General features: G+C 69.8%; 12 protein-coding genes. 3 read left to right on the top strand and 9 right to left on the bottom strand.

Annotated elements, in window-relative coordinates; translation table 11 throughout:
* Window positions 1-17: 17 nt before the first annotated feature.
* The 4 genes from ACZ5CR_RS40090 to ACZ5CR_RS40105 form a co-directional block, all read right to left on the bottom strand.
* Window positions 18-1,043, bottom strand: coding sequence for an NAD(P)-dependent alcohol dehydrogenase (locus ACZ5CR_RS40090; RefSeq protein WP_468867193.1), 1,026 nt, complete (start codon window positions 1,041-1,043; stop codon window positions 18-20).
* Window positions 1,040-1,915 carry a metal-sulfur cluster assembly factor gene (locus ACZ5CR_RS40095; RefSeq protein WP_468867195.1) on the bottom strand — a complete coding sequence of 292 codons (876 nt, stop codon included), beginning with the start codon at window positions 1,913-1,915 and terminating at the stop codon, window positions 1,040-1,042. The genes ACZ5CR_RS40090 and ACZ5CR_RS40095 overlap by 4 nt, the downstream gene beginning before the upstream one ends.
* A gap of 1 nt (window position 1,916) precedes the next feature.
* Window positions 1,917-2,918: an amidohydrolase family protein gene (locus ACZ5CR_RS40100; protein WP_468867197.1), complete on the bottom strand. Its 1,002-nt coding sequence runs from the start codon at window positions 2,916-2,918 to the stop codon at window positions 1,917-1,919.
* 63 nt (window positions 2,919-2,981) lie between these two features.
* On the bottom strand, window positions 2,982-3,776 hold the full coding sequence (locus tag ACZ5CR_RS40105) for an acetoin reductase (protein ID WP_468867199.1): 795 nt from the start codon (window positions 3,774-3,776) through the stop codon (window positions 2,982-2,984).
* A gap of 219 nt (window positions 3,777-3,995) precedes the next feature.
* Here ACZ5CR_RS40105 and ACZ5CR_RS40110 point away from each other — a divergent pair, with 219 nt between their 5' ends.
* Window positions 3,996-5,825: a sigma-54-dependent Fis family transcriptional regulator gene (locus ACZ5CR_RS40110; protein ID WP_468867201.1), complete on the top strand. Its 1,830-nt coding sequence runs from the start codon at window positions 3,996-3,998 to the stop codon at window positions 5,823-5,825.
* A 51-nt stretch (window positions 5,826-5,876) separates the two neighbouring features.
* Here the strand turns inward: ACZ5CR_RS40110 and ACZ5CR_RS40115 are convergent, their stop codons facing one another.
* Together ACZ5CR_RS40115 and ACZ5CR_RS40120 are read right to left on the bottom strand one after the other, a co-directional pair.
* Window positions 5,877-7,190 carry a cytochrome P450 gene (locus ACZ5CR_RS40115; RefSeq protein ID WP_468867203.1) on the bottom strand — a complete coding sequence of 438 codons (1,314 nt, stop codon included), beginning with the start codon at window positions 7,188-7,190 and terminating at the stop codon, window positions 5,877-5,879.
* A gap of 269 nt (window positions 7,191-7,459) precedes the next feature.
* The gene (locus tag ACZ5CR_RS40120) at window positions 7,460-8,395 is read right to left on the bottom strand and encodes an endo-beta-N-acetylglucosaminidase H (protein ID WP_468867205.1); all 936 of its coding nucleotides are present in this window, start codon (window positions 8,393-8,395) and stop codon (window positions 7,460-7,462) included.
* Window positions 8,396-8,714: 319 nt separating this feature from the next.
* Between ACZ5CR_RS40120 and ACZ5CR_RS40125 the strand changes: the two genes are divergently transcribed.
* Both ACZ5CR_RS40125 and ACZ5CR_RS40130 read left to right on the top strand, forming a co-directional pair.
* A complete protein-coding gene (locus ACZ5CR_RS40125; protein WP_468867207.1) occupies window positions 8,715-10,364 on the top strand; it encodes a hypothetical protein in 1,650 nt (549 codons plus the stop codon).
* Between the two features lie 157 nt (window positions 10,365-10,521).
* Window positions 10,522-10,755, top strand: a complete 234-nt coding sequence (locus ACZ5CR_RS40130; protein ID WP_468867209.1) for a hypothetical protein — start codon at window positions 10,522-10,524, stop codon at window positions 10,753-10,755.
* 117 nt (window positions 10,756-10,872) lie between these two features.
* Here ACZ5CR_RS40130 and ACZ5CR_RS40135 read toward each other — a convergent pair whose 3' ends face one another.
* The 3 genes from ACZ5CR_RS40135 to ACZ5CR_RS40145 all read right to left on the bottom strand — a co-directional run bounded on the left by ACZ5CR_RS40135 (window position 10,873) and on the right by ACZ5CR_RS40145 (window position 14,514).
* Window positions 10,873-11,664, bottom strand: coding sequence for a DeoR/GlpR family DNA-binding transcription regulator (locus ACZ5CR_RS40135; RefSeq protein ID WP_468867212.1), 792 nt, complete (start codon window positions 11,662-11,664; stop codon window positions 10,873-10,875).
* Between the two features lie 70 nt (window positions 11,665-11,734).
* The gene (locus tag ACZ5CR_RS40140) at window positions 11,735-13,093 is read right to left on the bottom strand and encodes a GntT/GntP/DsdX family permease (protein WP_468867214.1); all 1,359 of its coding nucleotides are present in this window, start codon (window positions 13,091-13,093) and stop codon (window positions 11,735-11,737) included.
* Window positions 13,090-14,514 (bottom strand): homoserine dehydrogenase, encoded by a 1,425-nt coding sequence (locus ACZ5CR_RS40145; RefSeq protein WP_468867216.1) that lies wholly within the window; start codon window positions 14,512-14,514, stop codon window positions 13,090-13,092. The genes ACZ5CR_RS40140 and ACZ5CR_RS40145 overlap by 4 nt, the downstream gene beginning before the upstream one ends.
* Between the last annotated feature and the right edge of the window lie 125 nt (window positions 14,515-14,639).

The raw sequence follows: 14,639 nt of genomic DNA on the forward strand, positions 1-14,639 counted from the left end.
CGTCGGATACGTTCGGGTCACGGGGTGAGGATCGCCCGGCCCCGGATCCGGCCGCTCTCGAGATCGTCCAGGGCGTCCTGGAAACGGTCGAGAGGATACTTGGCGGTGTGCAGGCGTACGCGGCCCTGCGCGGCAAGGACCATCAGCTCACACAGGTCGTTGTACGAGCCGACGAGGTTGCCGATGAAGTTGATCTCGGCGGAGATGATGTCGATGGTCGGGACGTCGATGTTCTCGCCGTAGCCGACCACGTGGTAGTCGCCCGCCTGCCGCAGCATGCCGACGCCGTCCTTGGTGGAGCCGCCCTCACCGACGAAGTCGATGACCGCCTCCGCCCCTTGCCCACCGGACAGTTCGCGTACCCGTTCCACCTGGCCGCCGTCGGCGACGACGCCGTGGTCGGCCCCGATGGAGACGGCCAGGGCCACCGCCTCCGGATTGCGGTCCACGACGACGATCTCGGCGGCGGTGATCGCCTTGAGGACCTGTACGCCGATGTGCCCGAGCCCGCCCGCGCCGATCACCACGCAGCGGCCCCCCGGCCGCAGCTTGCGGGCCGCCTTGGCCGCGGCGTGGTACGCCGTGAGGCCCGCGTCGGCGAGAGCCGCGACATCGGCCGGTTCGAGTGAGTCGTCGATCCGCACGACACTGCGCGCGGAGGTCTTCAGGTACTCGGCATAACCGCCGGCCGTGTCGATGCCGGGGAAGAGGTTGTTCTCGCAGTGCACGTCGTCACCTGCCCGGCACGCCCGGCACAGTCCGCAGGTGATCAGCGGGTGCACGATGACCTTGTCGCCCTCGGAGACATTGGTGACGGCGCTGCCGACCGCGTGGACCCAGCCGGCGTTCTCGTGCCCGATCGTGTAGGGCAGTGTCACTCCGGACTTCTGCGCCCACTGGCCCTCAAGGATGTGGATGTCGGTGCGGCACACGCCGGCACCGCCGATCCTGACGATCACGTCGAACGGGCCGGTGACCTCGGGAGCCGGGACCTCTGCCATGGTGAGGTTCTGGCCGTAGCCGACGACCTGGACTGCTTTCACGAGACGTTCTCCTTCGGCGGTGTGGTGAGGTGGAGGAGCTCCCGCGTGTGCCTGGGCTCCCGTGTGTGCATGGGCTCCTCCGCGTGTACGGGCTCCTCCGCGCGCGGGGACTGATCGGCCCCTGACCGCGGATACCGGGTGCGGAGCAGGCCTCGGCAGAAGTGCGCGTTGCCGTCGATCGACACCCGGACCGCCCGGGCGAACCGCAGCCGGAGCGGGATCTCACCCGGCGGGTAGCGCCGCCCTTCCTCGTCCACCAGGACCGGGTCGGACGGTGCCACGCCGAGCCCCAGAGCCTCCCGTCGCCGCAGCAGCGCACCGGACGTGGCCGCGTCGGGAAGGTCACCGAGGACCACGTCGTGGAGATCCTCCTCGGTGAGGTCCGGATTCCCGCGGAGGACGAGCGCCAGCGCCCGCTCCATCGCCGCGGCATGGGCCTTGCGGCGGAACGTCAGCCGGAGCGCTTCGAGATCCTTCTCCGCCTCGGCGCCGAACGTGCCGCGGTAGCCCGCGTCCGCGGCGAGGCCGCGGTTGATCAGGTCCGAGTCGTGGTGGTCGTCGAGCAGCACCACGACATCCCGCGTCCAGGGCAGCGCCGTCAGCGCGTCCTTGGAGTCCGATGCCATCAGATACGCGAAGTTCGGCGAACAGAACGAGGTGGGAAGCCTGAGACGGACGGTGAGCGCGCCGTCGGGGGTCACCAGCACGGAACGTACGAACCCGAGGTCGGTGATCGGTTCGTCCAGCTCCGGGTCGAAGACCGTGTCAAGCGCGGCGCGAGCGGACCGCTCCCGTGTATCGGCCGCGTGGGCTGCGTCGGCCGTGTCGGCCGTGTCGGCTGTGTCGGCCGTGTCGGCTGTGTCGGCGGGCATGTCAGGCCACCACCGGTTCGGTGACGCCCAGACCGGCCGGGACCTCGATGTCGTACATGGCGGCCGCGTTCAGCCCGAGGATCTTCTTCTTCTGCGCCAGGGTGATCGGCGCGTACTCGGGTGTCATGTCCTCGGGGATCTGGAAGTCGACGAACCGCTCGATCAGCCACCGGGGCGTCCACAGCGCGTAGTCGCTGGAGAACTGGATGCGGTCCTCGTCCAGCCAGTAGAGCAACTCGCCGATGATCTGCGCGAAGTACCGCGGACGGCTGTGGATGAAGGGCATCGCGACCGCGAGACCCGCGTGCACGTTGGGCTCCTGCGTGGCGATCCAGCAGAAGTCCTCGAGGCGGGGCAGGCCGCAGTGCTCGACGACGAAGTTCATCTCGGGGAACCGCGTGGCCGCCTTGTCGACGTCCGCGACATCGAACGCGTCCCGGTCGAGCGGCCGGATCGTCGGCCCCTTGTGGATGTGGATGTTGTTGATCCCGAGTTCCTGACAGGCTTCGAGATAGCGGTACGTCCACGGGTCGTCGAGCTTGTAGCCGCGGCTGTCGCCCTTCCATTCGGCGGTGTACAGCTTCGCGCCCTTGAGCTGGAACCGCTCCGCGTCACGCCTCAGTTGGTCGAGTCCCTTCTGCTCGTAGCGCGGGTCCCAGGAGTGGTTGTACGTGAGCTTGTCGGGATGCCGCTGGGCGAGCGCGAAGGACTCCTCGGTCTGCCCGAAGCCGTTGCGGTAGAACGCTCCGAGCCGCGCGGGCTGGAAGATGGCGTGGTCGACGTAGCCCTCGACGAAGAGGTCCTTCAGCAGTCGCTCGCCGCCGTAGTAGAGGTACTCCTCGTACGGCCACAGTTCCGATTCCGGGCTCAGGTTGCGGTGGTAGTCGTAGAAGCAGTCGATGAACTGCTTACCGTGGATGTTGAGTTGGTTCTCGGGGCGCGCGTCCCAGAGCGCGACGTGGGCGTCCACGATGAAGTAGTTCTCGCCGTCCTTGGAATACATCTCTCTCCTCAGTTCCTCAGATCGCGATGGGTGGTGGAGCGAACGGGAGCTCGACGCCCCGCGTCAGGAGAACTGGATTCCGCCGTCGATCATGACGGACTGGCCGGTCATGTAGTCCGAGTCCCGCGAGGCCAGATACGAGACGAAGGACGCGACATCCGAGGGCTCCTCGACCCGGCCGAGTGCGATCGCCTCCGCGTACTTCTTGATGGCCCGGCCCTTCTGCAGACCCTCGGCCGCCGCGAGGCGCTCGTCGATCAGGTCCCACATGTCGGTGCCGACGATTCCCGGGCAGTACGCGTTGACGGTGATGCCGTGCTGCGCCCACTCCATGGCCGCGGCCTGGGTAAGACCGCGTACGCCCCACTTCGACGCCGAGTAGGTGCCGAGCAGCGCGAACGGGCGGTACGCGACGATCGAGGCCGCACCGATGATCTTGCCGCCGCTGCCCTGGGCGATCATCTGCCGTGCCGCGGCCTGGTAGGAGAGGAAGATGCCGCGCAGGTTCACGGCCATGACCTGCTCGAACTCGTCGAGCCCGGTGTCGAGCAGCGGGGTGACCCTGGCGATACCGGCGTTGGCCACATAGACGTCGACCTTGCCGAAGCGGTCCGCCACCTCTTCGACGAGCGCGTCGGTCTGCTCCTTGCTGGACACATCGGCGTGCACGGCGAGGGCCCGGCGGCCCGTCTTCTCGATGCCGGCCGCGACCTCGCTCAGCTCCTCGCTCATGCCGGGGAGGTCGGCGACCGCCACGTCCAGTCCGTCGCCGGCCAGCCGCTCCGCGATGCTGCGGCCGATGCCGCGCGCGGCGCCGGTGACGATCGCGGTACGGGTCACGTTGTCGGTGGAAGTCATAGGTGCTCCTGTGCTCGACGATGAGCCGCCGCACCCTTCGTGCGGTGCTGACCATCAGCGTGGGGGCGGGGAGTGCCGTCGAGTTTTTCAATGTGGAACACACCCGGCCCGCCCCTCTGGTCAAGGCGCGGCGAACGCGGGAAGAAGCGGTGGCGAACCACCCGTTGACAGCTGCAAACGCGTTCGTAATATGGCGGAAACACGCTCATCGGAGGCGCCATGCTCAGTGATCGCACAGCGCGGGACCAGAACATCGCGCGAGCACGCCTGCAGTTCCTCACGAACACCGAACCGCCTGCGCCGATCGTGCCCGAGGGCATCCGCAACTCCTGGCAGCGTTCCAAATGCCTGGGGGTCGGCACGGACGAGGTGGTCGTCCCCTACCAGCCGGACTACGACCGCGAGAGCCGGTTGGTCCGCGCCGCCACGCCCGTCCTGGACCGTCTGGAACAGGCGCTGGCAGGTTCGGACGCCTGCGTGATCGTGACGGACCGAAAAGGATGGGTACGCGACCGCCGTGTCGGGGAGAAGCGGCTCTCGGCGCACCTGGACCGGGTCCACCTTGCGCCCGGCTTCAACTACGCCGAAGAGTTCGTCGGCACGAACGGCATCGGGGTCGCCCTCGAGGAACGCCGACCCAACGTGGTCCTCGGCACCGAGCACTTCAACGAACGCCTGCAGAACGTCTCCTGCGCGGCCGCCCCGATCCGTAACTCGGTCACCGGGCGGGTCGAAGGAGCCATGAACCTGACCTGCTGGAACGGCCCGGCGCGCACCCTCATGGCAGCCCTGGTGCAGGAGGCCGCCGGTGACATCGAGCGTGTGATGTACGAGTTCAGCAGCTCGCACCAGCGTGCCCTCCTTGAAGCGTTCCAGCAGGTGAACCATTACGGTGACCGGCCGGTTCTCTGCCTCGGCCAGGATCTCGTACTCGCCAACTCCGCCGCCTCCGCGCGGCTCACCGGCGACGACCACCGGCTGCTGCACGAGGCCGCCGCCGGACTGGGGCACGCGCCGCGCACCCGCAAGCAGGTGCGGTTGTCCGGCGGGGAGACCGTCCTGATGCGCTGCCGCCAGGTCGACAGCTCCGCGGGCGCGGCCGGGTACCTGCTGGAGCTGGCCTTCGCGGACCGCCCCTCAGCCTCCTCCGACCAGGCCGACCCCCGTACCGGACTCGGCTACGGCTACGGCTCCCGCTCCCGGGAGGCGCGGGACGCGGCCCGGCCATGGCCGCTGCCGGGCCTTGCCGGAACGGACCCGGCATGGAACACCGTCTCCCGTACGGTGTCTCGCTGTGCCCGCGAACGGACGCCGCTCCTGCTCCACGGCGAGAGCGGAACAGGAAAATCCGCGCTGATCAGTGCCACGCACGCCCTTACCGGGGCGGCTTCGGCTCCTGTCGTCGTGGATGCCACGGCCAACCAGGGCGGCGACGGGACCGACCTGCCGACCGCGCTGCGCGGGGCGCCGACAGGGCCGGGCCGCGCCCTGGTCCTTCGGAACGTCGACGCCGTGGTGCCCGAGCAGGGACCCGCCGTCGCCCGGGCACTGGACGCCGCGGCGGCACAGGGCACATGGATCGTGGGCACGCTCCACCGCGCACCAGGCGTACCGGAGCCCCTGAGGCACTGTTTCGTCGAAGCGGCGGCGGTTCCCGCCCTGCGGCACCGCCTCACGGACCTCCCGGCCCTGGTCGACTGTCTGCTGCGACGCGTCGGCGCGGACGTCGAGTGCGCACCGGAGGTGCTGCCTCTGCTGCGCCGGCACGACTGGCCCGGCAACATCCGCCAACTGAACTTCGCCCTGCGCGAGGCCGCCGCGGGCCGCCGCACCTACCGGATCGAGCTGCGCGACCTGCCGCCGTCCCTGCACAGCGCAGGCAGCCGGCCTCTGAGCGCCTGGGAAGCGTCCGAGCGCGACACCCTGGTCCAGGCCCTCCTCGAGGTGGACGGCAACAAATTGCTGGCGGCACAGCGGCTCGGTATCTCCCGTACGACGATCTACCGCAAGATGAGGTCCTACGGCATCACGCTTCCCGCGCGCCCCTGAGACGGGCGTACACCCTGGTACACCCTGTTCGACCAGGAGCCACCAGAGGCGCTAGAGGTCCCGTGGCCGCACCCTCATCCGGATCCCGTCCTGCGCCCACAGCACGAACCGTTCCACCGGCGTCACTTCGTGCCCCAGCGCGGGCCGAAAGCGCAGGCGTTTGAGGAGGACGGCCAGGACAAGCTGGGCCTCGACCGTGGCCAGCGCGGCGCCCTCGCAGCTCCGTGGCCCGATCCCGAAGGGGACGTACGCGAGCCGCGGCCGCTTGGCCACCCCCTGCGGCGTGAACCGCTCGGGGTCGAACCGCTCCGGCTCGGGCCAGTGCTCGGGGTTCAGGTGCACCGCCCAGAACGGATAGAACACCGTCGTCCCGGCCGGGATCTCGTACGGGCCGAGAAGCAGGTCCTCGGTCGTCTCGCGTGCACCGTACGGGCCTGGCGGGAACAGGCGCATCGACTCCTTGAGCACCATGTCCAGATATGTGAGCCGCCGCAGATCACCGTAGTCGGGGGTGGCGCGCTCGCCCAACACCTCGTCGAGTTCGGCGGCGACGCGCTCAGCCACATCGGGATGGCGGCCCAGCAGGTGCAGCGTCCACGAGACGGCGACGCCGGTGGTGTGGTGAGCGGCGAGCAGCGTCACCATCACGGTGTCCCGGATCCGCGCCGGGCTCTCACCGGCCTCGACGAGCGCCCCGATCAGGTCGCTGCTTTCGGTGCGGCCGCCCGAGCGGTGCGCCGCCACCACGCTGTCGACCGTCGCGCGCAGATACGCGAGGGCCGCCTCGGCCCGCTCCGCCGAGCGCGGATCGGCCCGCGGCACCTGGTAGAGCCGCCCGAGGTGCTCGGTGAGTACCTCCTCGAACGCGGTGACGACACGGTCCGTGTCGGTTTCCGCGCCGCCGAGCGCGAACCCGCAGATCATACGGAGCGACAGCGCGGTCAACTCCCCTTGCAGCTCGACGGGTTCGCCGTCGTCCTGCCCGGCCCAGCGGTCCGCGAGCTCTCCCGCCAGTTCGGTGAAGCGCGCGAAGTGCCGCTCGTGGGCCGGCCGCCCGGCGAGCACCGAGAGCAGCAGTCGGCGCCAGGGTGTGTGCTCGTCGGCGGGAAGCACTTGCAGGTTGCCCGCCTCGCACAGCGGGTCCAGGAACGCGAACAGCTCCTCGGGCCGTTTGTCGATGTGCGCCGTCGCCTCCAGGAGCACGGGGTCGGCGACCGACACGACCGTGTCCGCGCCCGGCAGTTGGAAACGTACGACGGGTCCGTGCGCCTCGTGCAGACGTAACTGGTACCGGTGCAGTCCGCCCGCAGCCGCGACGGCGCTCAGCCCGCCGTCCTCCTGGCGCTCGGGTCCGGGGATGCGCATAACGGTGTCTCCTGTCCCAAGGTCCGGCCCTCAAGGTTGTCCGAGGGGCCCCTCAACTCGCCCTTGCGTCAGCAAGTTTCCCCCGCCTCCACGTCGGCGGCGGCCGTTCCGAAGGATCAGGCTCTCTCCACCCCGGGCCTCCACCCCGGGCCTCCGCACCGCGCCTCCGACATCGTTGTCGGAGACGCGGCCCGCGCAGATCGAGGCCTTACGGAATGCGACGGGCTCCGAGGGAGAGGGAGCACCGCGCACTGGAACGTGCCCTCGCCTTACGGCGTGTAGACGGCGTCACTGCCGTACAGCTCCCTGGTGAACGCGGAGACATCGGCGCTGCGGTCGGCGCCGTCGAGGTTGTACGTCAGATAGACGCCGTACCCCTCGCTGACGGTGCGGCGGGCGAAGCTGGTGACCGTACTCTGCGAGGTCCGGCCGATCTCGACGGCCGCCGGCGACAGCTTCGACTTGGGCAGTGCGATGCCGGGGACCTGCCAACTGCCGTAGTACGGGTTCCAGGCGTAGTCGAACTTGGACGAGACGTCGACTCCGCCGTAGGAGAGGCGCGTCGCGGCCGGGCCGATGTTGTAGAGGCTGATGATCTTGTTCGGCATGTTCGCGCGCAGCGCCGTCACCAGGTGCACGAACGAACTGGCGTTGGGCTGGCCGGTGCCGTTGTTGCCGTACTCGGCGTACTCGTCGTCGAAGTCGATGCCGTCGAGACCGTACTTGGTGACGGTGTCCGACATCTGTTTCGCGAACGCCGAAGCCGCCTGCTGGGACGGGAAGTTCGCGAAGCCCGCACCCTGGTGGTTGCCGAGCACCGAGAGGACGACCTTGATGCCCTTCTGCTGCAACGGCCGTATCTCCGTGGCGGCGTTGTCGAGGACTCGCTGGACGTTCTCGTTGAAGTGCAGATACGCCGCTTTCTTGCTCGTGTCGTAGTTGATGTTCGCCGCGAAGATCACAGCGACGTCGAAGGCGTTGCCCCCGCCGTTGGCGAGGGAGTACTTGCCGACGTTGCGCATGCTGTTGTTGTTCACCTCGACGTACGCCACCGAGGTCGGTCCCTGTTTCGTGGGAGCGGGGGCGGGGACGGGAGCGGGGGCCGCTGCCGCGCCAGTCGTGGCGGTCGTGCCGAAGGTGAGGGCCGCGACGGCCGAGAGCGCGAGCGCGGCAAGCCGCACTCTGCTCCGTACCAGAGTGAACATCGTTGATCGGTCTCCCATCGGATGGGTCGGCGCCCGACGTGTTCGAAAGCGCCGAGTGAGCCCTCCGAGTTTTCCTCTCCCGTCACCGAATCCCAAGAATCGTGCGCAAACTCTTCACGACTCCCACGCACCTCAGGCCACAGCTCGGTGCCTGGGCAAGGGAGTTGGTGCGGGTACGTTCTGGTCCACGGTCGGCATGCCACTGAGAGCGGCGGAGCACTTCGGTACCCGAAAGTTCCGTTCTGCGGAGACTGTGCGGCGGTATCCCCGATGATGGGATCGCCTGGGAATGGATCACTCAACGCGGAGAGGTACGTACATGGTGGAGGTCGGCAGACAGCAGGATGAGCGCGTCGCGGGGCGGGTGTGGACGGTGCGTCTTGACCCCTACGGGCGCCTTTCCGCCGGCGCGGTCAGGCTCTCCTGCTCCCGCCAGGCCTGCACCGAGCAGCGCTTCCCCGGCGGCACCACCGCGGGGCGCAAGGCCGCGATCGGCCACGTCAACACGCACCTGGCCCACATCCGCGCGGGCGGCGGGCCGCGCGGCGAGGCGTGGTGCGCCTGTCGCGCCGCCGACTGCGCGTGGCACACCCCCGATCCCGAAACCAACCGCCGGGGCGGGTCGCGGCAGCCGGACGCGGTGCGGTGCGGGGGCCCGGTGGTCCTGACCGTGTACGCCGACCGCGCCGGACGGCTGTGGCGGATCGCGGAGATGTGCGCGCGCTGCGCGGCCGCCACCCCCAACTGCCGGGTCCTCGACACCGCGCCGCCCCCGGCGCCCACCGCCACGGCCGGGCCGGACCGGGCCGCGGGGACACCGGATGCCGGGTCCGCGGGAGCGGGCGGCACGGTCGAGGACAGTGTCGCGGCGGTGTTCTCCGATCACGCTCCCCTCTCCCCTGCCGCCGGAACTTCGCCGGCCGCCGCACCGGCGTCGGTCCCTCGCGCACGCGCCGCCTCACCAGGGGCAGTGCCCCGGCGGACGAAGCGGTGGGGGAAGATCGCGCAGCGGACCGTGCCGTACGACCTCGAGCCCGATGTCCTGCGTCTGGAGCTCATCGAGCTCGGGGACGCGTTCCGCGCCTACCAGCAGCGCCCCGAGCCCGACCTCGTCCTTCTCGCCGAACTCCACGAACGCAAGGCACGCGCCTTCCGCCTGTGGGCCGACGTGAGCGGCGACGACGCGCTGCGTCATGAGGCACAGCGCGCCGAGACGGCCGCGCAGACCACCCGGGAGATGCACGCCAACCGCAACGGCCAGTTGGTCGGCGACATGGACGGCGCCGACGGGCCGGTGGTGGAACGGCTGCTGACCCGGGGCCAGGGCGTGCACGCCCGCACCGTCCTTGACCATGTCGCCGCCCATGCCCCGCACCCCGAGGCCGAGGTGCGTCTCGGGGTGCTCATGCTCACCCTGCGGGCCGCCCGCGCCGGCACCGGGAACGTCACCGGCCAGGACCTGACCGGCTGGCTCCAGGACGATGCCGAACGCGTCCTTGAGCAGCTGGTCGTATCGGAATGGCTCCATCTGCCCGGACCCGGCACCGTCACCGACTTGCTGGCATCCCGGCCCGAGGACCCCACCTCGTTCACCGTCCCCACACTGCTGCCCGATCAGCCCCGCCCCTTCACTTTCGGCAAGAGCAATCGCTCAAGGATCTCCGGCTGGGCCCAGAAGATCGTGGGTGACCGGAAGCTCCGTAAGAAGAAGGCCACCGCGACCACCCGGCTCCTGGCCCTGCACACCGCCGCTCACGCCCGCCCCGACGGCAGACTCGGACGCCCCGAGGACGGCGGCGGGCTGCCCTTGGACCAGGTCGCCGCTTTCTGCGCCCTGCCCCCCGAACAGGTCGGCGAGCACGCCGAACTGCTGGTCGCCGCCGGCTGGCTCACCGAAGCCGACACCGCTGAGGGACGGCTGCGCGGGCAGCTCACCGAGCGCGTCTTGCCGCTGAGCGGGCTGCTGTAACAGGACCGCGAGGAATGCCGAGCATGCGGATCGGACCGAATTCGGCGGCACCCCATGGAACCGCACCCGAACGGATGATCGTCTTGATCAACTGAAGGGCCCCGGTGCGCGGATCATCGTTGCGCCGGCGAAGCCGAACTCCGAGGAAAAGAGCCATATGAAGCTCCGCAAGATCGCGTACACGCTGTTCGCCGCGACCACTCTGGCCATGGCCGGGGCCGGTGCGGCCCACGCCGCCGACATCGCCCCGGGCTGGGAGCGGTACGGCGTGTACTCCACCGATGGCGAGTGCCAGGACAAGGCCAACGAGCTCACCCGCGCAGGGAAGATCAACGGGGCCGAGTGCTACGCCGAAGGCCGTGGCCACGCCCTGGACGTCCACTACAAGTAGCGAGAAGGCCCGCCCTGGTGCGAACCGACGCCCCCGGACGTCGCGCACCAGGGCGAGAGCCCGCGTCCGGTCGAGGCGGAGCGCGCGGCCGCTACCCGCGCCGTCGGCCCAGTCCCCTCACGGCTTCGCCATACGCAGTTCGGCCCCGCTCGCGCGGACTCCCTCCGCGGCGGCATCGGCCAGCGCGGTGTCAGTGATCACCGTGTCGAACGCCGTCAGCGGCGCGACGCGGTACTTGCCGAAGGTGCCGAACTTGGACGAGCCCGCGACAAGGACCGAACTCCCCGCGGATTCCATGGCCGCCTGTTTGACCTCGACCTTCGGCTCCGACGGTGTCGTCACCCCGCGCAGCAGGTCCCAGGAACTGGTGCTGATGAACGCGAAGTCCAGGGCGAGTTGACGCAGCGTCGCCGCGGCGAGGCGGCCCACGCTGGAGCGGTTGGCCACGTCGATCCGGCCGCCGATGTGCACGATGTCGAGGTGCGGCGCGCTCATGAGCTGGTCGGCGGTGGTGAAGTCGTTGGTCACCACCGTCAGGGAATCCAGCCGGGCCAGTGCCGGAACCATCGCGAGAAGCGTGGTGCCCGCGTCCAGATAGACGGTCATCCCTTCCTGGACGAGACCGGCGGCCTGCGCGGCCATGGCCTGCTTCTCGGGCTGCTCGACGAGCGACTTGTCCTGGAAGCTGGGCTCGGTGTTGACGTGGCTGGCGATCCTGACTCCGCCGGGAACCGAGAAGACTAGACCCCGGCGCTCCAGTTCGGCGATGTCCCGGCGGACCGTCATGTGGGAGACACCGCAGAGCTGGGTGATCTGCTGAACGCTCAGCACCCCTTCCTTGCGCAGATGCCGCAGGAGTTGTTCGCGCCGTTGGTCCGGAATGAGCGGCAGGGGTTCCTGAGCGGTCATCGTCTGTCTCCTCGTCTTCTCTTTCCGTACGCGACGGTAGCCGATGATCTTCTTTTACGGCCCTGGCGCGTCAGCCTCCGACGAACGTGCTGAGCAGCAGGACGCCGCCGAGGCTGAGCAGCGACTGCAGGGACAGCATCAGGGTCCAGGTGCGGAACGTCTGCGACACCGACAGCTGGAAGTACTCCTTGAACAGCCAGAAGCCGGAGTCGTTGACGTGCGAGAGCATCACCGCGCCCGAGGCCGTGGCGAGCACCATCAGCTCCGGGGAGACACCTGGATAGGCGGTGAGCAGCGGAGCGACGATACCGGTCGCCGCCGCCGTGGCCACCGTGGCCGAGCCCAGGCAGATCCGGAGCAGCGCGGCCACCAGCCAGGCGAGCAGCAGCGGCGGGACCGACCAGTCGACCGCGTAGTCCGAGATGATCTGGTCGATGCCGGTGGCGGTCAGCATCGCCTTGAGGCCGCCGCCCGCGCCGAGGATCAGCACGATCGCGCCGACCGGACCGAGCCCCTTGCCCGCCATCTTCTGAAGCTGCGTCAGCCCGAACCCGGAGCGGACCCCCAGGGCGAAGAAGGCGAAGATGACGGCCGCGAGCAGGGAGAGCACCGCGGAGTCGCAGGCCTCGAAGAAGTAGTACGGCAGTGTGCCCTTGGCGGTGTTGGCGGTGCCGAGCGTGCCGATGAGCATCAGCACCGGCGGCAGCAGGACCGTGATGAGCGCCAGGGTGAAGGAGACGGGGCGTCGCTGGTTGTCCGGCACCGGGTCCGGCTGGGGCACAGGGCCGCGGTCCAGGTCGGGCGCGGGGCCGAACCACCGCGCTGCCACCTTCGTCAGGAGCGGCCCGGTGATGACGGCCAGCGGGATGCCGATGATGAGCCCGTACATGATGGTCAGGCCCGTGTTCGCCTCGTACGCGGAGACGGCGAGCGTCGGTGAGGGGTGCGGCGGCAGCAGGCCGTGCGAGACGTACAGGCCCGCGGCCAGCGGCAGGCCGATGTAGAGGAGATGGGTCCCGGTGCGCTTGGCGACGGCGTAGACCAGCGGCACGAGCATGACGAAGCTGACGTCGAAGAGGTGCGGCATGCCGATGATCAGGGCGGCCGCGGTGATCGCGGTGGGGATCCACTTGACGGGGCGCGCGCCGATGAACTTGGTCGCGATGCGGTCGGCGCCGCCGGACCCGAGCAGGATGCCGCCGAGCAGGGTGCCCAGACCGATGGTCGGTCCGCTGCTGGCGAGCGCGTCGCCGAAGCCCTCTTGGAAGTGCTCGACGGTGGCGCCCGGTGCGATGCCCGCGGCGAGTCCGAGTCCGAGCGCGGAGAGCGCGAGGGCGAGGAAGGGGTGCAGCTTGAACTTGGTGATCAGCACGACGAGTACGGCGACGGCCAGGGCGCCGAGCAGCAGGTGCTGGACGTCGGTGCTCACGAGCGGACCGCCCCGGTGGCGGTGGTACGGGTGGCGCGGTCGGCCGGACGGGCGGCGCGGCCCGCGGTCCAGGCCTCGCTCAGTGCTTCGTCGGCGTCGGCGAGGTCGCCGAGGCGGATCAGTTCGCCCGCTGCGACGGGGCGCGCGAGGGTGGTGTGCGCGGCCAGATAGAGCGGGGCGATGTCGTCGGGCGTGTCATCGGCGCGCAGCAGGACCGCCTGCACTCCGGTCACGTCGTGGTGGTGACCGCCCATGTCGAGGCGGGTTCCCGCGGGCAGGTCCTGGCGTGCGCGGCCCGCGAGAGCGGCGTGTCCGCGCGGGTCGACGCCTCCGGAGGGGCGGTGGTGCAGCACCGCCGAAAGGAGGGAGAGCGGGGTCTCCACTCCCATCAGGTGGTACGGGAGATAGACGGCCGCGTACCCGCCGTCCTGGCTGACGACGTGGCCCTTGCCGCGCAGCGTCTCCCAGGTCACGGAGTCACCGGTACGCACGACGACGAAGACACCGCCCGCGAACGACGCCTCGCCGGGCAGCCGCAGCGCGCTGAAGACATCCACCGCGCCGGGCCTGTGAAGCACTCCGCCGTCCTCGCGCAGCCGGTAGACGTCGGCGAGTTCGGCGATCCGGGCGACCGGGTAGTGCAGCCGCTCGACGTCGGGCTCGAAGCCGGTGTTGGTGGCGACCACTGCCATCTCGCAGTAGTCGGCGGTCGCACCGACGGGCAGCGCGGACACCGCCTGCGCACGGGCTTCCAGCGTGGCCGGTACGTCGTCGCCGAGAGTGAGCAGTTCCGCGAGACCCGGCGCGTCGACGGTGGTGTCGAGCTGGGTGACGGTGCCGTGTTCCGGATCGAACACGAGGTCGTACTCGCTGGACTTGCCGATCGCCACGATGTCGAGGCCGATGAACTGCGCCCAGGTCACCAGGCCGATGAGGTTGGCGGGCTGGTCGCCGTCGGCGGTGGTGTAGACGACACCGGCCTGTTCGGCCAGGTCCGCCAGGTACAGTCCGGCGACCGAGTCGACTTCCTTGCTGACCATCGCGACGTGCCGGCCGGCCTCGATCGCCGCCTTCGCCATCGCGTGACCGTGCACGGGGCTGCCGGTCGCCTCCACGAGGATGTCCCAGGCCGCCGCGCCGAGCAGAGTGCTGTCGGCGACCAGGGCGATACGTCCGTCCCGCTCGGCGCGAGCCACATCGGCGGCGCTCTCGCAGTCGGCGAGGCGCGCCGTCTCGTAGCCGAGCTCGGCGAGCATCACGCGCAGCCCCGGCAGGTCGCGGTCGCAGAGCACCGCGGGCCGGAGCGCGGTGCCACGCGGGGTCTGGGCGAGGAGCGTCCGGGCGAAACCGCCTCCGGCACCGGACAGTGCGTAGTGCACGGTCCGGCCCTCGGTGGCGGCGAACAGGTGGTGCAGGTTCATGGGCCCTCCTCGATGAGCGCTCATACGCAGTGGCGGCTCGCATGAGTGGCTGGAAACAGTCCGCCAATTAACAACATGTATCAGGTACGCTCACACGAGTAAAGCTTGTTAACATTTTTTCACAA

The sequence above is a fragment of the Streptomyces sp. NPDC031274 genome (assembly GCF_055570235.1).